Raw genomic sequence first — 18,844 nt, 5'->3', positions numbered from 1 at the left:
TTGGGCGATAATGAGTTTATATTTGATATTTGTTGTTCGGGCGGCACTTATATAAGAAGCATTTGCAAAGATTTGGCTTACAAACTTAAAACTTGCGCTGTTATGACTTGCCTTATCAGACAAGCTTCGGGCATTTTTGACATAGCGAACGCTAAAACGCTTGAGGAATTGGAAAAAGATTTTAGTATAATTAAGTGCCAAGACATTTTAATAGATTTTGACAAATGCGAAATTCAAGACCAAAAAAATTTTGTCTTAGCAATTAACGGCGCCGACTTTAAGGCTATAACAGATTCCAATAAGACTAAAGACTTGGCGTTTTATTATAATAATACTCTAATAGGCATAGGGCAAAAAACAAAAGATAATTTCTATAAAATTAAAGTTAGACTAATTTAAAGAAATGATAGTTTATGATTTTGGAAAAAAAATAAACAAAGAACTAGCCATTGCGCTTGGTTTTTTTGATAGCGTGCATATAGGGCATAGGGCTGTTATCGGCAAAGCCATAGGATACGCAATAAACAATCATATAAAAAGCGCAGTAATCACTTATTCAAATAATCCTTTTGTAGCTTTAGGAAAATACCAAAAATTAATATTCACATTTGAAGAAAGGTTAGAAAAATTTGAAAAATTAGGCGTTGATATTGTCATCGCCCAAGAATTTGACCAAGCTTATATGCAAAAAGACAAATCGGTATTTATGGACGAATTAATCAACGCCTATAACATAAAATATGCGGTTTGCGGTCAAGATTATCGTTTTGGCAAAGGCGGCCAAGGCGATGTAAAATATCTTCAAAATTATTTCCAAAAGCGCAATGTTAAATTTGAAATTTTGGATTTTATTAAAGAAAATAATTTGAAAGTTTCAAGTTCTAGTATAAGAAAATTGATTGAAGCGGGAAAAATGAAAAAAGCCCAAAAGTTATTGGGCGAGCCGTTTAGCGTTATGAGCGTAGTAACAAGCGGCAAAGGATACGGCAAATCGTTAGGAATTCCTACCGTCAACCTTAACTTTCAGTCCGATAAAGCCCGGCCGCGCCAAGGAGTTTACATAACCAAGACAATGTTTGACGGTCAAAGTTTTTTGTCTATAACTAATGTGGGTGCTAAACCGACATTTTCTGATAGTCAAGAAAACATAGAAACGCATATTTTGGACTATGATGGCGATCTTTATAATCGCAAAATCAAGATTGAGTTTTATGATTTTTTGAGACCTGTAAAAAATTTTGAAACCAAAGAGCAGCTTATAAGCCAGATAAAGTCTGACATACTGGCCGCAAAAGATTATACTTTTTAGGAGAAAAATAATGGTAAGATTTGGTCCGGCGGGCAATTCAAAGAGTTTTTATGACGAGGGGCTAAAGCACACATATCAAGCGCCAAAATGGCTCAAAGAAAGAGGGCTTAACGCCTTTGAATATTCATTTGGAAGGGGCGTTAATATGTCCGATGAAACGGCAAAAATTATAGGACGCGAGATGAAAGAACACGATATAGAATTAAGCGTGCACGCGCCTTATTACATTAATCTTGCCAATGAGGACGATAAAAAAGCGCAAAACTCTTTTAATTATATAATACGGTCATTAGAAAAACTAAAGCTTATGGGCGGCTTGCGATGCGTAATGCACAGCGGCGCGTTATTAGGCGCGGAACGAAAAGAAGCTTTAAATAGAGTATACAAAAGAATGGACGAGCTTTTAAATATCTTGCACAAAAAAGACTTGGATTCGGTGATACTATGCCCGGAGACTATGGGCAAATACAGCCAAATCGGCACAGTAGAAGAAATTTGCGCGTTATGCTCCTTGCATCCTATGCTGATACCTTGCATTGATTTTGGGCATATTAACTCTTATATGCAGGGCAAATTAAAAACTAAGGATGACTACAAAAGGATAATTGACATTGTTTTTGATGTTTTAAAGGAAGAAAAAGCTAAATATATACATATCCATTTTTCAAAAATAAAATACGGCCCGGCCGGCGAGATTCACCATTTTAATTTTAGCGACCCTGAAAGCGATGAATACGGGCCAGCTTTTGAGCCTTTGGCCGAGGTTTTGCGCGAGTATAAAATGTCGCCCGTTATTATCTGCGAGTCAACGGATAATATGGCCGAAGACGCTATGACGATGAAATATATATACGAAAAACTCTTTTGATAAAGCAGAAGATTGTGATAAAATAGAAAAATCAGAGGTGGAAGATGAAAAATACCCAAGAATTATTTGACGGCTCAATAGATTGCTATTTTATAACCAGCCAAGAAAACAGATTTTACTTTTCGGGCATTAAAACATCTTTTGGCGGATTAATTTTAACCAAAAACCAAAAGTTTTATATAACAGATTTTAGATATAAATACGCGGCGGAAGAATCCTTGCCCGATTGGGAATTAAAATTTATAAAAACTTCAGAATTGTATAATACGGTAAAAAATATTTTACAGGACTTAAGAGTCAAGACCGTAGCGTTTGAGGATAAATTTATAACGCATTCGGATTATTTGGAATTAACCGGCGTTTTGACGGGTTTTGAGTTAGTTCCGGGTTCGGATAAGATTGAAACCTGCCGCATGGTTAAGACCGAAGAAGAAATCCAACTAATCGCCGAAGCGCAGCGGATCACAGAAAAAGCGTTGGAAGCGACTTTGGAACGCCTAAAACCTAAAATGAGCGAGCGAGATGTTTGCGCTGAACTTATTTATAATATGTATCTAAACGGCGCCGACGGATTGAGTTTTGAGCCTATAGTGGCAATGGGCGTTAACACTTCCAAGCCGCACCATAGCTATTCGGATTATAGGCTAGAAAAAGACGACCTTATTACAATAGATATAGGTTGCAAGTATAAAGGCTATTGCTCGGATATGACCCGAACATTTACCTTAGGCGAGCCTGATAAAAAACTTGAAGAAATTTATAACATCGTAAAAAAGGCGCAAGAATACGCGCTGTCAAGCATTAAAGCGGGCATGACAGGGCATGAAGCGGATTCTTTCGCGCGAGAATATATAACCGCCAATGGATATGGCGAAGAATTTGGGCATGGACTCGGGCACTCGTTAGGGCTTTTTGTCCATGAAAATCCGCGCCTTGGAGTAGGTTCCAATATCGTTCTAAAAGAAAATATGGTGGCGACCATTGAACCGGGCATTTATGTGCAAGGTTTGGGCGGCGCGAGGATAGAAGACTTAATAGTTATTAAAAACGATGGGATTGAAAACTTGACCCATTTTACCAAAAACTTAAAAATTTAAGGAGGACTTTTTATGATATCGGCAGGCGATTTCCGCAAGGGCAGCACTTTTGAAATGGACGGCAAAGTATATGTGGTGCTAGACTTCCAGCATGTAAAACCCGGCAAAGGCGCGGCTTTTGTAAGAACAAAAATAAAAAATGTCATAACCGGGCAAATTCTTGAAACCACATTCAGCCCTTCAGATAAGTATCCCGTAGCGGTTATTGAGCGAAAGGAAATGCAATACTCTTACAACGACGGCGATTTGTATTATTTTATGGATATGGAAACATACGAGCAGCTTCCTCTCAACCGCGAACAAGTGGAAGAAGCCCTTAACTTTATCAAGGAAGAATCTATTGTCACTATACAATTTTACAAAGGTCAGCCTTTTTCGGTGGTTCCGCCTAATTTTGTGGAACTTGAAGTGACATTTACTGAGCCGGGCATCCAAGGCGACACGGCAAAAGCCGGCAACAAGCCCGCGACGCTTGAGACAGGCTATACGCTTATGGTGCCCTTGTTTATTAACCAGGGCGATATAATCCGCGTAGACACGCGCGACGGAACATATATAGAACGGATTAATAAATAGTGGATTTTTAGGGGGAAATATAAAATTTGAAAATAGAGATAGGGCAAACAAAGCCTGAGAATTTTTCTACGGCCTATCAAGGACAATACGACATCTTTTCGCATTATGAATTTGCCGCGGGTATCCCTCACGCGCTTTTTGCAGTATCCACTCTTAAAGAAAACGGCTTGCCTAATATAGCCTTTCATTCTTGGAGCTGTTTTCAAGGCGACAAGAACGGATATTTCGCAATCTTGAGCGGACTTGGGACGCATACGCATACTTATCAGAATATTTTAAGAACAAAAGAGTTTTGTGTTAATTTTTTGTCTTTGGGCTATTATGACAATATGATTAAAACCATACATAATAATCATATTGACAAAGACGAATTTTTGATAGGCGGGTTTATTCAAGAAAAGGCTTCGGTCGTAAGTTGCCCAAGAATTGCCCAAAGTTTTTTGTCTTTAGAATGCATATGCGAAAAGATTTTGGATATTTCAGGCGCGGGAGTAAACGCTTTGGTAATCGGGCGCGTAGTCAATATGGCTTGCCAAAAAGAATACGCGCTAGGATTTGACAAAAAATATACCAAAGAAGGTTTTATGTTTAACATCCATTCGCCCAAAAACCTTTTTAGCGGAAAAGACGGCTATACCGCCGTCGCGGTTTTAAAACCAGTAAAAATAATTAAAGAATAATATAATAAATAAATATTTTAAAAAATAATATATTTTAAAAACAACTTCAAAAAGTTTTGAAGTTGTTTTTTTATTGCTTGTCCTAACATATTTTATAAAAAATTTTAATATTAATAGTTAGAGATATTTTATAGGACAAGTATATGATAGAAAAGATATTGCCTGAGTTTTTGACGGATATTTTAAAAAACAAATTGGACTATAACTATGTCTATGAAATACGGATAAGAAGCCAATTGCCTATTTGTATAAACTATGGGGGCAGGTATTATTATCTCAACTCTGAAGGCGTAGGGGGGCGCGATGGCGGCAGTATCGTAACAGACCGAAAAATGCTTGAGGCGATTATTTATAGGGCGGCCGATTATTCCATGTATGCGGTAAATAACCAGCTAAAGCATTCTTTTATTACGGTAACGGGCGGTATAAGAATTGGAATATGCGGGGAATTGGTCATAGAAGACCAAAAAATCAAAAGCGTGAAAAATTTTACATCGCTGATTATCAGAATACCGCATGAAGTAAACAACTGCGCTTTAACCGCCTATCATTTTATCGCGCAAGACCAGATTTATAACTCATTGATAATCTCGCCTCCCGGCTGCGGAAAAACCACATTTTTGAGAGATATAGCAAGACTTCTTTCGCAAAGCGAACATATAATAAACACCCTAATAATTGACGAGCGATACGAAATTGCTTCATGTTACAACGGCATACCGCAGCTTAATGTGGGGGAATTTACCGATGTAATCAGCAACTGCGACAAACTATATGGGTTTGAGCAAGGTATAAGGGCGATGAAACCCGATGTTATAATTACCGACGAGCTTGCCAATCAAAGCGATTTGGACGCGGTTATGTATGCGGCCGGCTGCGGAGTAAAAATTATCGCTTCGGCCCACGCTTATGACCATACGGATCTTATTAACAAGCCCGGATTTGATAATATCATTAAAAAAAGATTGTTTGAAAGATTTGTCGTTTTGTCAAACAGACGAGGACCGGGAACATACGAAGGCGTATATGACAACAACTTTAATAATATTTATATACCATAAGGAAAATTTATGTGGTTAATAAAACTAATAGGTTTTTTGGCAATGGCAAGCTGCGGGGCGTATTTGGGTCATAAAAAAAGCAGCCATTACAAAATACGCGAAAAAATACTGGGCGAGATAATCAGGTTGTGCGACAGCATGGTTAACGATATTACATATTTCCAACCCGCTGTAACAGAAATGCTAAAAAAACGCCTGAACAATTACAGCGCGCTTGCGCCGGCATTATCGGATTATGTGGAATTGCTCGATAATAACGCGGTTATTCAGATTGATACTTTAAAAAACCAAATTGCCAAAGGACCTTTAATGGATGACGAATTCATTTTATTTATTCAACTATTGGACATTTTGGGAAAAAGCGATTCCCAATCCCAAAGGATAGGAATAACGAGCATAAAAGAGGCTTTTTTGATAAAACACCAAGCGGCTTTGGACGAATGTAAAAAATACGGTGGATTGTATTTTAAGTTGGGCATTTTAGGGGGATTGACAGCAGGTGTGATAATCTTATGACCAATTTTTATGTATTTAGTTGTTAAAGTTGAATGAAATTTTACGCAAAATATTTTATAACAGCCCAAAAGGAAAGTGTAATGCAGGCAGGGGTAGAAATTATATTTAGAATAGCGGCTATAGGCATCTTAACGGCGGTAGTGACTCAAATATTAAAAAAAGCCGAAAAAGACGAAATAGCCACATTGGTCACGCTAGCGGGACTTGTTATTGTTTTGCTTATGGTTATTAATATGATAAGCCAACTCTTTGATGCGGTAAAACAGCTTTTTAATTTATACAAGGCATTTAAAATTACATGGATATAATCAAAATCATAACGATAGGCTTTACTTCGGCGGTCGCATATTCGTTGCTAAAAGACAATAAGCCCGAAATAGCGTATTTGGTTTTGCTGGCAGGTTCGGTTATTGTCTTTATGATGGTTATTGACATGCTGGTTAAAATAGTGTCCACAATTAACGGGCTTGCGCAAAAAACAGGACTGAACACATCTATAATCGCGAGCGTCCTTAAGATAATCGGCGTGGGATATTTGACGGAGTTCGCGGCGGGTATCTGCGAAGATATGGGCGCAAAAAGCATGTCGGACAAGGTATTGTTTGGGGGAAAGGTAATAATTATGTTTTTGAGCTTGCCTATAATAATAGCCTTAATAGAGTTAATTATTGCCTTATTGCCATAAAAATGAAAAATAAATCCAATAAGCAAAAAAAAATATTGATTATAACGGCTTTGTTATTGCTTATCTTTTGGACAAGCCCAAGCCCTTGCTTTGCATTGTCAAAAGAAATGTCCGAAGAAGAAGCGCAGCAAAAATTGCAAGAGTCAATAGAAGAGCAATTAAACAGCATAGATTTTTGGGAATTAGAAAAAATAATCAGTTCAATGGATGAAAACCAGAAAAAAATATTTGGCAGTACGAGTTTTTTGGATAGAATCAAAAAATTGCTTGACGGCAATTACCAAAACAATAATATTTTCAGCGCGATTTTTTTTCTATTGCTTGGAGATATAACTTTATTTTTGCCGCTTTTGGCGACTATAGTGGGCATTTCGGTTTTGTGTTCTATTTTGAGCAATCTTCAATTTAATTCATCTAATAAAGGCGTAAGCAATGTCATATACTTTGCGTGTTACGGCGTAGCGATATTATCGGTATCGGTTGCGGTTTTTTATTTGGTTACCCTTACCAGAACGACAATTGAGTCTATGCAAAGCCAAATAAATTTGATTTTTCCTATTCTTTTGGGAGTTTTGATAGCCATAGGCGGCACAACATCGGTTGCGGTTTATCAGCCTATGGTTAGCGTGATATCCGTTGTGATAACTCAGCTTATGGTTAATATCATCTTGCCGTTATTTATTTTTGGATATGTGTTTAATATCATTGGCAATTTATCATCCGCCCTAAAATTAAATAAATTTAGCGCTTTTGCCTCAAGCCTGTCCAAATGGTTTATAGGAATCGTTTTTACGGTATTTACCGCGTTTTTGTCAATACAGGGAATAACGGCGTCCGTGCATGATGGCGTCTCAATAAGAACGGCAAAATTTGCCATAAGCCATTATATACCTATTATAGGAGGGTATTTATCGGACGGTTTTAACTTGATTATGGCGGGAAGCGTGCTCATAAAGAACGCCGTCGGGGTTGCGGGCTTGTTTTTGTTGGCGTCAACCGTGTTAGCGCCTGTAATTAAAATAGCGATAATGATCCTGACTTTAAAACTTACCGCGGCGATTTTGGAGCCATTGGCGCCGCAAGGTTTTTCTAATTTTGTAAGCAGCGCAGCCAAAAGCATATCTATGCTTATTGCCATAATTTTAAGCGTGGCCTTTATGTATTTTATTATGCTGTTGCTTGTGGTTTGCACGGGCAACTTTATATGGGGGTAAAGGCTTATGAACATGATTTCGCAATGGATTATGGGCGTAGTAGGCGCTGCGGTTTTGTGCTTATTAGTAGACTTAATAATGCCCGAAGGCAGCACCAAAAAACATATAAAAAGCGTTATGGCTATAATAACCTTGTTCATTATTTTGTCGCCTTTGCCCGCGATGCTTAACAAAAATTTGGAAATTGAAAATATTTTTGAAAACGATAATTTAAAGCCCGACAACAGAATAGTTGATAATGTTTATTTGCAGCAAATAACACTTTTGGAAGAATCTTTGGAAAATAAATTAAGCGAAGACGGTTATGAAAATTCAAATGTAACGATATCAGCCTATTCTAAAGATAAGGTTATAAAAATCAAAGCGGTCAGCATTGATCTGTCAAGGTGTGCCATATCCATGTCCGATTACGAAAAAGTAAAACAAAAGGTCCAAACCTATCTTGACGATAATAATATCTTGGTGGTTGTCTATGGATAAAAAAGTCATAAAGCAGGTATATGTGTCAAGCTATCAAAAACCTGATGGCCAAATATCAAAAAAAGACACCGCGACTTTTAAACCAAATAATTTGGAAAGCAAAAAAGACATAACTTATTTGTCCAATGAAACAAAAAACCAAAGCCAAAACAACAAAAAACAATCCAATTCAACGCAGGTTTTGCTGACCGATAGCAGTTTTTCAAATCAGCATAATAAAGATAAGACCAATCAGCCGTCTAAGGCAATAGACAGAATAGTCCAAAAAATCAAAAGCGTAAAAAACTTTGAAATTTATTTAGCCATAATATTTGTAATTATAGTTTTATTTATATATTTTGGCGCAAATTTTTCTTGTTCTTCGGATAAAAAGCCAAAAGAAGAAACATATGAATCAGCTTACGACTATTGCCAGAACGTTGAAAAAAAGCTTTCAAAAATTTTGTCGTCTATAAAAAACGCAGGTAAGGTGGATGTTATGATTACTTTTGAAAGCACGCCTGAGAGAGTTATCGCTTATATAACCAGTTCTTCGTCCAATATTTCAAGCGGCAGCAACGGCGTATATAATGAAAACACTACCAACACTTCAAGCCCACAAGTAATTTATGTAAAAGGCGATCAAATCCCTTTGATTTTGAAAGAAGTGTCGCCCAAGGTCATAGGCGTTGTGGTCGTGGCCGAAGGCGCTGACGATGTAAAAGTCAAGCTAGATATAATTAACGCGGTATCGGTTTTGCTTGATTTAAATGCCGACCAAATAAAAGTATTAACTATGAATAAAGGCTAATTATCGCTAATAAATATAATATATACCAAATAATTGGAGGAAATATTCTTTATGCTTAGCAAAAAAAAGAAAATATTTATATTAGCGGGCATGCTTGTATTATTGATTGTAACAGGGGTATTAAATGTTGTTTTAAATCAAACCACAAAGCCTAACGACCCTACGCCAGTGGCGGCAGGCAATTTTTTTGAAACATTTAGAAGCGATAGGTTAGAAACGCGCAATCAGACCATAGTATATTTGGACGCGATAATTAACAGCCCGGCATCAAGCCAAGAAGATATCGCCGCGGCGCAAGCCGAAAAACTAAAAATCGCCACAGCAATGGAACAAGAACTGGTCATAGAAGGTCTAATAAAAGCGCAGGGATTTGAAGACTGTGTGGTAACCACAGGGGCTAAAATCAATGTAATCGTGCAAGCGGAATCGCTTACCGAAGACGAGTTGATTCAAATTTTATATATAGTAACTGAGGAGACAGGAAAACATCCTTCTGAAGTTGAAGTAATTCCTATATCATAATTAACAAACCCTTGTGTTTATATTTGATATATGCTAAAATGTTTATACCAATGATTAGGAGAAAAAATGAGTGGTAAAAACCTGCAACAAGACCTCACAGGTAGTACCATTTATGGCAAAAATGTTATTCATTCCATCATTACGCTTGCTACCAAAGAGATAACAGGCGTAGTTTGTTTGCAGGGGAGGGGCGTAAAAATTGATATTGATGAAGACAATAACATTTCTGTCGATGTGTTCATAAAAATTCTTTACGGACATAGCGTTGCCGATGTCGCTTTCCGCGTGCAAGAAAACATAAAACGAAGCGTTGAAACAATGTCCGTTTATAGAGTTAAAAACATCAATGTAAATATCTTGGAAGTGGGTTTTGAAGAAGAAGTTTAACATCAGATGAGCAAAGCCTTCATAATGCCAATTTATGAAGGTTACTCTAAACGGAGGAATTTGTGAAAAGACCTATAGAGAAAATTTTAATTATTTTCAATTCGCTAATAGGTTTGTTTTTTGTAGGCAGCGTGATAATATCCAAAATACCGCTGCTTAAACTGAATATTTTGGATAAATTTTTCAACTTTAGTTTTTTAAAAGGTTGGATTTTGATTTCGGCCTATATTTTAGCGGGCATATATTTGGTTATTAGCGTCTTGCTGATAGCCAATAGACTCAAATTTTCTAATAACTCAATTTATGTTTACGGCGACGCTTCCGCCAAAGTTACATCTAGCAAGATCAAAAAAATAGCAAAATCAATAGCTAAAGAAACCGAGGGTGTCAAATCCGCAAAAGCTGAAATCCAATTAGGCGAGTTTGGCAATTGTCTAGTATTGAATATGAAAATTCAAGAAGGCTATGATTTTCAATCTTTAGTCGCCAAAATGCGGCCAAAATTAGAAGAAGCAATCGCCGCAAATTTGGGAATAAAATTTCCTTCGTATAAGTTTGCAGACGGCAATGTATTGTTTGAGTTCGGGGCGCCTTATGCGGGAATCGGGATTGATTTGGAAACTCCCGAACAAAAAGCCCAATCAGCCTTGTATGAGAACGAAAATGTTGACACTCTTGAAAAGGTTTATGAAGAACCTTATGACGATTTGCAGCATACCTTACAAGACGATATCTATCCCGAAGTTGATTTTACGCCCGAACAGCTTGATGTTATTGACGAGCAATCAGTCATGGAAGGAGAGCCGTCTTTAAACCCCGACCAATATTCTATTCCTTATACTACGCCGACTAGAAAAGCCGGCGAAAGAGAGCAAAGACCGATTGAGTTAAAAGATGTTTTTGGACCAAAGCCCGCGCCAAAGAAAACTCCGCCCCATTACAAATCTTTTGAGCAGGATGAGTTTATCCAACAAGAAAGGCAAGCGCCTTTTCAGGCAGCTTACGAAAATATTAATAGAGAAATTCAAAAACAAACAGTTATTCCAACAAATCCTTTTGAGACTAAAGAGGCGGCAAGACCTGAAAAAACAACTCAACCTCAACCTCAAATGCCAAGGCAAACGCCTCCCAATTATCAAGGCGTCAGAACGGCGCAACAACCGCAGCAATCGCAGCAGCCTGTTCAAAGTTATGAACAACATGCAAGACCGGCTCAACAAACTCAACAAAGCGCGCAAAGCGCGTTTAGAAGGCCTTATCCTCAAAGACCTATGGGCGTAAGACCTACGCCTCAAAGTTCTAGCATGCCCATAAATCAAACCGCGTCTACCGCCCAACAAGGAGTCGCGGGCAAAAGACCGCCCCAAAAACCGAGCGGGGCAAGAATATCAAAAGAAGACATATACGCTAGGATAAACGCTATTTTGAATAAATACTCTAAGCTGGATGACGATAATAACTAATGAGCAGAATACAAGCGAGGGAAAAAGCTTTTTTATTGATTTTTGAATATCTTTTTCATCGCGCTAAGAGCGAGATAACCCTGAACAATATTGTTCAGGATTTATCATTTACAGACGATGACAGGCAATATATCAAAACCGTGTATGAAGGCGTAATAGCCAATTATGAAAAGCTGGAAAATATTATAGCGCAATATTCCGAAGGGTTTGCGATAAATAGAATATTTAGGATTGATTTGGGCATTTTGCTCCTGGCGTTGTATGAGTTGCTTTATATGGACGACATTCCTGTTTCGGTAACATGCAACGAAGCGGTCAATCTCACCAAAATATATTCCACCGAAAAGAGCCCGTCATATGTGAATGGAATATTGGCTAATATAATAAAAAAAGAAGGTATAGTAAAATAATGGGCGCCATTTTATTGGACGGAAAGGCTATCGCGGCTGCTATTAGGCAAGAGATCAAAAACGAGATTGATTCAAAAAATATTAAGTGCGGGCTTGCGGTTATTTTGGTAGGGGATGACGAAGCAAGCAAAATATATGTAAAAAATAAAATCAAAGCTTGTTCTCAAGTCGGTATCAAGTCTTACGCTTACTATCTACAACCGACAGCCGAAGAAAACGAGATATTGCAACTCATTGACGCGCTGAATAATGATGCTAATATCCATGGAATACTCGTTCAATTGCCGCTTCCTTCGCATATTAAAACGAATAAAGTCATATCGGCGATTAATCCTAAAAAAGATGTTGACGGTTTTTGCCCACAAAATATGGGCAGATTATTTTTGGGCGAGAGCCAAACACTAGCGCCTTGCACGCCTTCTGGGATTATAGAAATTTTAAAAAGAAGCAATATAGAAATCAGCGGCAAAAACGCGGTTATAGTAGGCAGAAGCAATATAGTGGGCAAACCCGCCGCTTTTATGATGTTAAGGGAAAACGCTACGGTAACAATAACCCACAGTAAAACAAAAGACCTGAAGTCTATAACATCTTTGGCGGATATTTTGATTGTCGCAGCGGGCAAACAAGAATTGATTGACGCGTCTATGGTCAAAAAAGGCGCGGTAGTGATAGATGTAGGGATACATCGCACCGAGCAAGGCCTAAAGGGCGATGTTAAATTTGACGAAGTTTCAAAAATAGCGCAAGCTATAACTCCGGTTCCTGGAGGAGTAGGGCCTATGACTATCGCTATGCTGTTAAAAAACACCTTAAAAGCCGCAAAAGATATCTTGGAAATACAATGAGAACATACAGCGTTTTTCAACTAACTTCATATCTAAAAAATGTTATTGACAGCGAAGAGCTTTTAAAAAATATAATTATTTGCGGAGAAATCAGCAATTTTAAAGTAACAGGCCCAAACGCGTATTTCACTTTAAAAGACGACCAAGCTCAAATACCTTGCGTTTTTTTTGAATATGTCCCTCAATTTTTGATTAAGGAAGGCGATAAAGTATATTGCCAAGGCTCTCCCTCATTTTATATAAGAGGCGGCAGGCTTAGCTTTATCGTTAATAAAATTGATGTCGCAGGCGAAGGCGAAGAATATCTAAAATTTTTAAAACTCAAAGAAAAACTCAAAAACGAGGGCCTGTTTGATATTAAAAATCCGTTTCCAAAACATATCAATAAAATAGGCGTCATAACAAGCGCCGAAGGCGCGGCTATTTATGATATTATAAGCGTTGCGACAAGAAGAGATAAAGGCGTCAATATAGCCGTTTATCCCGTGAGAGTGCAGGGCATAGGCGCTGAGTATGAGATTGCGGACGCGATAAAACAACTTGAAGTTTATGACCAAATAGATTGCATTTTGGTTGCCAGAGGCGGAGGGACTTACGAAGACCTTTCGGCGTTTAATACCGAAGAGGTCGCAAGGGCTGTGGCTATGTGCAAAAAATTTGTGGTTTCGGCTGTGGGGCATGAAACCGATTATACGCTTTGCGATTTTGCGGCGGATTTAAGGATGCCGACTCCCAGCGCGGCGGCCGAAATATTAACCAAAAACACCCAAGAAATAATTGATAATATCAAACAAAAAATAAAATACCTTGCAAAATCTTTGTCCGAGTTTTATAAATATAATTATTCAAAATTGAATTATAGCATTTTAAAACTTAGCTCGGTCGCGGAAAGCAAGTTATACCGTATTCGCGATAAAATCTTGTTCAAAGTTAATAAGCTTCAAAATATTTCTTTCTTAAATGATAGATATAATCTTTATGCCCAAGCATACTCTATGTTAAAATCAAACGACCCCAAAAAAATATTATCTTTGGGCTATGCAAAAGTATATAAAGACGGAAAAAGCATTAATTCTGTTAAAGATGTCAACAAAGGCGATGAAGTCGCTTTGTGCTTTGTAGACGGAAAAGTTAATGCAAATATATTATAATAAACTAAAAATTTAAAAAGGCGGTTTTAAAACCATGAGATTTGAAGAAGCGATGGACAATCTCAATAATATCATCCAAAAGCTTGAAGACAAAGACACTCAATTGGACGAGGGCATTGAGTTATATCAAAAAGGCTTGGAGCTCGCTAAGCTTTGTTTAAGTTCGCTAGAGGAAGCAAAAGGCAAGGTTACTCTTATCAAAAAAGAGTTTTCCAAATTAACCGAGGAGCCTTTCGGGCAAGAGTACTAATTATGGTTATACTTTGGGACGGTTTTGAAAAAGATTTTAGGGATTTTGAAAGATACCAAAAGCAATATTTTTTGGAGCGTTTTGGTTCCGATGAGTTTTCTAATATTACGGGCTATAGCCTTATAGACATTGGCGGCAAGCGCATCCGTCCGTTGTTGTTAATAAAGACCGCGCTATGTTCTAATTTTGCCGATATTGAAACCGCGTATAAATTTGGGATTGCCCTAGAATGTATCCATACTTATTCGCTTATTCACGATGATTTGCCATGCATGGATAACGACAAATACAGGCGCGGTTTTTTGAGCGCTCACGCCAAATACGGCGAAGCCTTGGCAATTTTAAGCGGGGACGCTTTGCTTAATTTTGCTTATGAAACAATACTGGATAACGATTTATCCCAGCCAAATATTTTAAACGCCGCAAGGTTAATTAGCCGATTTGCCGGCAACAAAGGCATGATAAAAGGCCAAGTCTTGGATATGGATTTGATAAAGGAAAAATCCGCCGATCAAAAGCAAAACATATATAACATTTATCTTAACAAAACGGCGGCGTTATTTAGAGCGGCGATTAGCGCCGGCGCGGTATTGGGCAATGTTGACGATAACGAATTAAAAAGCCTTGATTGTTTTGCCCAAAATTTTGGCATCTATTATCAAATACTGGACGATATAAACGATCTTGAAACGGAAGAGAATAAGTTGGCATACCCTAAGATTTTCGGGCTTGAGCAGGCATTAAAATTGGCACAAGAACATAAAAGACAAGCCCAAGATTGTTTAAAGGGCTTAGAAAATAAATATTATTTTTTGAATCAGTTTTTATTCAAACTAAAATTATAAAAGTATCATTTTCTATATATTGTTAATATATATTTATAAACTTCCTATTTGAAATTAATATATTTATATGCTATAATATAATCGGTTTAGAGGTGCAGTATCCTAGTCAGGATCTGTCAATCGAAGACGAAGTTAAAAGGTCGTCAGTGGCATATCGATGAAGCTTCTTGTGATGGCTTTCGTTGCCCAAACGGGGGCTGTTGCTGGAAGATAGGATAGTGGGCGTTCTGTAACGGCATACAGAGTCCGACCCAATATCCGTTGAGGTCACTTAAGGTAGCAAATTTTGATTTTGTTACTTTTTGTGAATTAAACCTGCTATGCGGTAGAAATGCTGTGTACAGTGTAGCCAGCCTTGAGTGTTGCGGGCGGATTTTGAGGATCTACATTTGAATAAGCCGGCCAACTTATTCAGATGATTGCCTTATGAAACCCGTAATGCAAAAGAGGATAAGATTGGCAGTGAATGTTAAAGGAAAGCTTCTAGGCTGCATACCAGGCATATTAAGGATTATAGTGTGAACTAATAGGCGATTCAGTTTTCCGTCTGGCAACAACGGAATGCGCGGTTTAAAAGGAAACTGCCTCTGCGGCAACGAGAGGTACTGCGCAGGGAAATCCTACTGAACCTTAAGTCGCAAGGTTTACTTAATATGCCACCTCTAACAGCTTTAAATATTTTTTGATAGGACGGCGAAATATATGAAGCTTATACTGCTTTTGGTTAAGTGGTCATATATTTCGCCGTCCAAATAGTAATACTAAGTAAATAAAAAGGTTTTTTATAAGTGGAAGAAGACGGCAGTAATCTTAAAACCATAACGCCCAAAAGACAAAACGATAACGAACAAAGACAAAAAAAGAAAACCAAAAACGGCCCAAGACATTGGCCTTTGAAAGCGTTTTTGATAACTATATTGCTTTCTGTAATATTTAATATTTTGTCATCCATAGCGATGACAAATACCGGTGTTGCGGTAGTAATATTGGTAATTATTGTTTTGATAATCATAGGCGCTATATTTGACATGATAGGGATGGCCGTAGCCTCTTGCGACGAGAAACCTTTTTATGCCATGGCGGCAAAAAAGGTCAAGGGCGCCAAGGTCAGCCTCAAGCTCATAAAAAACAGCGATATTGTGGGAAGCGTATGTTCGGATATTATTGGCGATATTTGCAATATCATAAGCGGCGCGGCAAGCGCTTCGCTTATACTAATAATCACCATTAATTCCGATAGTTTAATAAAATCTATTATTTCTATTGCTGTCGGCGCTGTTGTGGCAGCTGTAACCGTAGGATTAAAAGCTGTGCTAAAAAAAATAGCCGTTACAAAGAGCGTATTAATTGTATCAGTTGTTGGAAAAATGCTGTCGTTTTTTTCCCGCTGATAAAAATGGAAAATTATTATGCCGATAATTGATAAAATAAAAGGTCCATACGATGTAAGATTATTATCCCTGCCTCAATTACGCCAATTAAGCGAGGAAATTAGAAAATATTTGATTGAAACAATATCAATTACAGGCGGTCATCTTGCGTCAAATTTGGGCGTTGTGGAACTTACTCTAGCATTATACTATGTTTTTGACCCGCCCAAAGATAAGTTTATTTGGGATGTTGGGCATCAAGCCTATGTTCACAAAATTTTGACAGGCCGCAAAGAACAATTAAACACGATTCGCTCTTTGGGCGGCATAAGCGGATTTCCAAGCATAGAAGAAAGTAGATATGATGTATTTAATACAGGTCATGCAAGCACCTCAATTTCCGCAGGGCTAGGTTTTGCGCGCGCCAGAGACCTAAGAGGCGAAGATTATCATATAATCTCAATAATAGGCGACGGCGCGTTGACCGGGGGAATGGCCTTTGAAGCGTTAAATGATTTGGGCGTATCCAAAACCAAAATGATAATAGTTCTTAACGATAACAACATGTCAATTTCGCCCAATATTGGCGGGGTCAATAATTATTTGTCCAAAATCAGAATCAGCAAAAAATACGCCGCGCTAAAATTAAAAATTCAAAAAATCATTAACCAATTGCCGCTTGTTGGGCAACCCTTAATTGATGTGTTGGAAAAAATAAGAGACAACCTAAAGTTCGCCCTGGTAAGCGGGAAGATGTTTGAACAATTTGGTCTAAAATATATCGGTCCGATTGACGGGCATAACTTGGAAGATTTGATAGAATTTTTATCGCATGTGAAAAATCTTGACGAACCTGTTTTGTTGCATGTTGTCACACAAAAAGGCAAAGGACTGCCCTGCGCCGAAAAAAATCCCACCGAATATCATGGCATTAACTCCGCTAATAACAACAACAACGGGCATTCGTTTTCAAAAACGCTGGGCAAGACGCTAAGTCTTTTGGCGGAAAAAGACCAAAACGTTGTGGCTATTACCGCCGCTATGGCCGAAGGCACAGGTCTTGAGATTTTTAAAGAAAAACATAAAGACAGATTTTTTGATGTTGCTATTTGCGAATCCCATGCTGTCACTATGGCCGCGGGATTGGCGATCTCGGGATTAAAACCTTATGTCGCCATATATTCTACTTTTTTGCAGCGAAGTTTTGACCAAATCTTGCACGACGTATGCCTTATGAAATTGCCTGTCACATTTTGCATTGATAGGGCGGGGGTTGTGGGCGCGGACGGCGTTACTCATCAGGGCATTTATGACTTGTCTTATTTATCTTTGATGCCGGACATTACCATAATCGCGCCTAAAGACATAAATGAGTTTAAGATGATGTTAGAATGGTCTTTGGACTTTAAAGCGCCTTTGGCGATAAGATATCCTAAAGACTGCATTTTGGAAATTGATGTTCATGCGCCTATTGAATACGGCAAATGGGAAATTATAAATTCGCAGCAATCCAATGTCTATATCATTGCGACGGGCGGGCGTATGATAAAATTAGGCATTGAAATATCCCGAATACTTGAGAATCATAAAATTAACATCATTAACGCGCGGTTTATAAAACCTCTTGATTATGATTTCTTGGATAATATAGCCGAAAACTCTTATATTATCACTATGGAAGATAATGTGCTTAACGGCGGCTTAGGTATGGCTATAGCTAATTATTTATTGAAACAGAATAAAAAATTTAAAATAAAACACATCGCCATGCCTGAAAAAGTCGCGATTATTGGGGAAATAGAAGTAGTATATAATAAACTCGGCTTAACTCCCTCAAAATTATCAAAAGAGATATCGGACTTTATCCAATAATTTTTAATACTTTTTCATTGTTGACCAGAGAATAACAGCTATTTGGACAGGCGCGCCCAATATAAAGATTAACCAAATATTATATTTTAAAAACTGCAAATAAAAGCTGGCAAGCGCGCTCCAAACCAATATAGATATAAACCAGAAAGTATATTTTCTCTTGCCCCAAATACTATTAAAAACTATCGCCACAATCATAGAAAAAGGTATAGCCCAAATAAAAACTTGCCAAAAGTTATAACCAAATATCAGATTAGAATACACGAAGATAATAGTCGCCAAAAACCAAACCAAAGATATCGCCAAAAGCGAGATAGTCAGTTTATTTTCGCGCTCTTTTTTGGTCATGAAAGCGCGTTTTTCTTGCATAGAACCTTCCCTGATAAGATACTCAAAAGAAACGCCGTATAATTCGGCTATTTGGCATAACACATCAATATCCGGCAATGT

24 protein-coding genes are annotated in these 18,844 nt (G+C 37.8%); 23 read left to right on the top strand and 1 reads right to left on the bottom strand.

All coding sequences use genetic code 11. The annotated features are described in order from the left end of the window. From GX756_04870 to GX756_04760, 23 genes are all read left to right on the top strand, one after another. On the top strand, positions 1 to 399 hold a 399-nt coding region (locus tag GX756_04870; GenBank protein ID NLC17195.1), incomplete at its 5' end, for a hypothetical protein. A 4-nt stretch (positions 400 to 403) separates the two neighbouring features. After that, positions 404 to 1,309: a bifunctional riboflavin kinase/FAD synthetase gene (locus GX756_04865; protein NLC17194.1), complete on the top strand. Its 906-nt coding sequence runs from the start codon at positions 404 to 406 to the stop codon at positions 1,307 to 1,309. Between the two features lie 10 nt (positions 1,310 to 1,319). After that, positions 1,320 to 2,177: a TIM barrel protein gene (locus GX756_04860; protein ID NLC17193.1), complete on the top strand. Its 858-nt coding sequence runs from the start codon at positions 1,320 to 1,322 to the stop codon at positions 2,175 to 2,177. A 44-nt stretch (positions 2,178 to 2,221) separates the two neighbouring features. Continuing rightward, positions 2,222 to 3,274 carry an aminopeptidase P family protein gene (locus tag GX756_04855; GenBank protein ID NLC17192.1) on the top strand — a complete coding sequence of 351 codons (1,053 nt, stop codon included), beginning with the start codon at positions 2,222 to 2,224 and terminating at the stop codon, positions 3,272 to 3,274. A gap of 12 nt (positions 3,275 to 3,286) precedes the next feature. Continuing rightward, a complete protein-coding gene (efp, locus tag GX756_04850; protein NLC17191.1) occupies positions 3,287 to 3,850 on the top strand; it encodes an elongation factor P in 564 nt (187 codons plus the stop codon). Positions 3,851 to 3,876: 26 nt separating this feature from the next. After that, positions 3,877 to 4,530 carry a hypothetical protein gene (locus tag GX756_04845; protein ID NLC17190.1) on the top strand — a complete coding sequence of 218 codons (654 nt, stop codon included), beginning with the start codon at positions 3,877 to 3,879 and terminating at the stop codon, positions 4,528 to 4,530. Positions 4,531 to 4,673: 143 nt separating this feature from the next. After that, positions 4,674 to 5,591 (top strand): stage III sporulation protein AA, encoded by a 918-nt coding sequence (locus GX756_04840; protein NLC17189.1) that lies wholly within the window; start codon positions 4,674 to 4,676, stop codon positions 5,589 to 5,591. 9 nt (positions 5,592 to 5,600) lie between these two features. Next, complete coding sequence (locus GX756_04835; GenBank protein NLC17188.1) at positions 5,601 to 6,107, top strand: hypothetical protein; 507 nt, start codon at positions 5,601 to 5,603, stop codon at positions 6,105 to 6,107. 80 nt (positions 6,108 to 6,187) lie between these two features. After that, positions 6,188 to 6,415 (top strand): stage III sporulation protein AC, encoded by a 228-nt coding sequence (spoIIIAC, locus tag GX756_04830; GenBank protein ID NLC17187.1) that lies wholly within the window; start codon positions 6,188 to 6,190, stop codon positions 6,413 to 6,415. Then, complete coding sequence (gene spoIIIAD / locus GX756_04825) at positions 6,406 to 6,792, top strand: stage III sporulation protein AD (GenBank protein ID NLC17186.1); 387 nt, start codon at positions 6,406 to 6,408, stop codon at positions 6,790 to 6,792. Before spoIIIAC ends, spoIIIAD begins: the two co-directional genes overlap by 10 nt. A 2-nt stretch (positions 6,793 to 6,794) precedes the next feature. After that, positions 6,795 to 8,006, top strand: coding sequence for a hypothetical protein (locus GX756_04820; protein ID NLC17185.1), 1,212 nt, complete (start codon positions 6,795 to 6,797; stop codon positions 8,004 to 8,006). Positions 8,007 to 8,012: 6 nt separating this feature from the next. After that, positions 8,013 to 8,486 carry a hypothetical protein gene (locus GX756_04815; protein ID NLC17184.1) on the top strand — a complete coding sequence of 158 codons (474 nt, stop codon included), beginning with the start codon at positions 8,013 to 8,015 and terminating at the stop codon, positions 8,484 to 8,486. Further along, positions 8,479 to 9,276 (top strand): hypothetical protein, encoded by a 798-nt coding sequence (locus tag GX756_04810; protein ID NLC17183.1) that lies wholly within the window; start codon positions 8,479 to 8,481, stop codon positions 9,274 to 9,276. Before GX756_04815 ends, GX756_04810 begins: the two co-directional genes overlap by 8 nt. A 51-nt stretch (positions 9,277 to 9,327) precedes the next feature. Then, complete coding sequence (locus GX756_04805) at positions 9,328 to 9,798, top strand: SpoIIIAH-like family protein (GenBank protein NLC17182.1); 471 nt, start codon at positions 9,328 to 9,330, stop codon at positions 9,796 to 9,798. 66 nt (positions 9,799 to 9,864) lie between these two features. Further along, positions 9,865 to 10,185 carry an Asp23/Gls24 family envelope stress response protein gene (locus tag GX756_04800; protein ID NLC17181.1) on the top strand — a complete coding sequence of 107 codons (321 nt, stop codon included), beginning with the start codon at positions 9,865 to 9,867 and terminating at the stop codon, positions 10,183 to 10,185. Between the two features lie 62 nt (positions 10,186 to 10,247). Then, complete coding sequence (locus tag GX756_04795; GenBank protein NLC17180.1) at positions 10,248 to 11,648, top strand: hypothetical protein; 1,401 nt, start codon at positions 10,248 to 10,250, stop codon at positions 11,646 to 11,648. After that, complete coding sequence (gene nusB / locus GX756_04790) at positions 11,648 to 12,058, top strand: transcription antitermination factor NusB (GenBank protein NLC17179.1); 411 nt, start codon at positions 11,648 to 11,650, stop codon at positions 12,056 to 12,058. Before GX756_04795 ends, nusB begins: the two co-directional genes overlap by 1 nt. After that, the gene (folD, locus tag GX756_04785) at positions 12,058 to 12,906 is read left to right on the top strand and encodes a bifunctional methylenetetrahydrofolate dehydrogenase/methenyltetrahydrofolate cyclohydrolase FolD (GenBank protein ID NLC17178.1); all 849 of its coding nucleotides are present in this window, start codon (positions 12,058 to 12,060) and stop codon (positions 12,904 to 12,906) included. Before nusB ends, folD begins: the two co-directional genes overlap by 1 nt. After that, entirely contained in the window at positions 12,903 to 14,057 is a 1,155-nt protein-coding gene (gene xseA, locus GX756_04780) for an exodeoxyribonuclease VII large subunit (protein NLC17177.1), read from the top strand. Before folD ends, xseA begins: the two co-directional genes overlap by 4 nt. Positions 14,058 to 14,091: 34 nt before the next feature. Continuing rightward, positions 14,092 to 14,307, top strand: coding sequence for an exodeoxyribonuclease VII small subunit (gene xseB, locus GX756_04775; protein ID NLC17176.1), 216 nt, complete (start codon positions 14,092 to 14,094; stop codon positions 14,305 to 14,307). A gap of 2 nt (positions 14,308 to 14,309) precedes the next feature. After that, positions 14,310 to 15,152 carry a polyprenyl synthetase family protein gene (locus tag GX756_04770; protein ID NLC17175.1) on the top strand — a complete coding sequence of 281 codons (843 nt, stop codon included), beginning with the start codon at positions 14,310 to 14,312 and terminating at the stop codon, positions 15,150 to 15,152. 788 nt (positions 15,153 to 15,940) lie between these two features. After that, positions 15,941 to 16,543, top strand: a complete 603-nt coding sequence (locus tag GX756_04765; GenBank protein ID NLC17174.1) for a hypothetical protein — start codon at positions 15,941 to 15,943, stop codon at positions 16,541 to 16,543. An 18-nt stretch (positions 16,544 to 16,561) separates the two neighbouring features. Then, positions 16,562 to 18,394: a 1-deoxy-D-xylulose-5-phosphate synthase gene (locus GX756_04760; protein ID NLC17173.1), complete on the top strand. Its 1,833-nt coding sequence runs from the start codon at positions 16,562 to 16,564 to the stop codon at positions 18,392 to 18,394. A gap of 3 nt (positions 18,395 to 18,397) precedes the next feature. Here the strand turns inward: GX756_04760 and GX756_04755 are convergent. Continuing rightward, positions 18,398 to 18,844, bottom strand: a 447-nt coding sequence (locus GX756_04755) for a hypothetical protein (GenBank protein ID NLC17172.1), incomplete at its 5' end; no start/stop codon positions are given.

It is taken from the genome of Clostridiales bacterium, from assembly GCA_012512255.1.
GTDB lineage: Bacteria > Bacillota > Clostridia > Christensenellales > DUVY01 > DUVY01.
The sequence above is the reverse complement of the archived record's forward strand: the minus strand, read 5'-3'. Positions and strand labels throughout refer to the sequence as shown.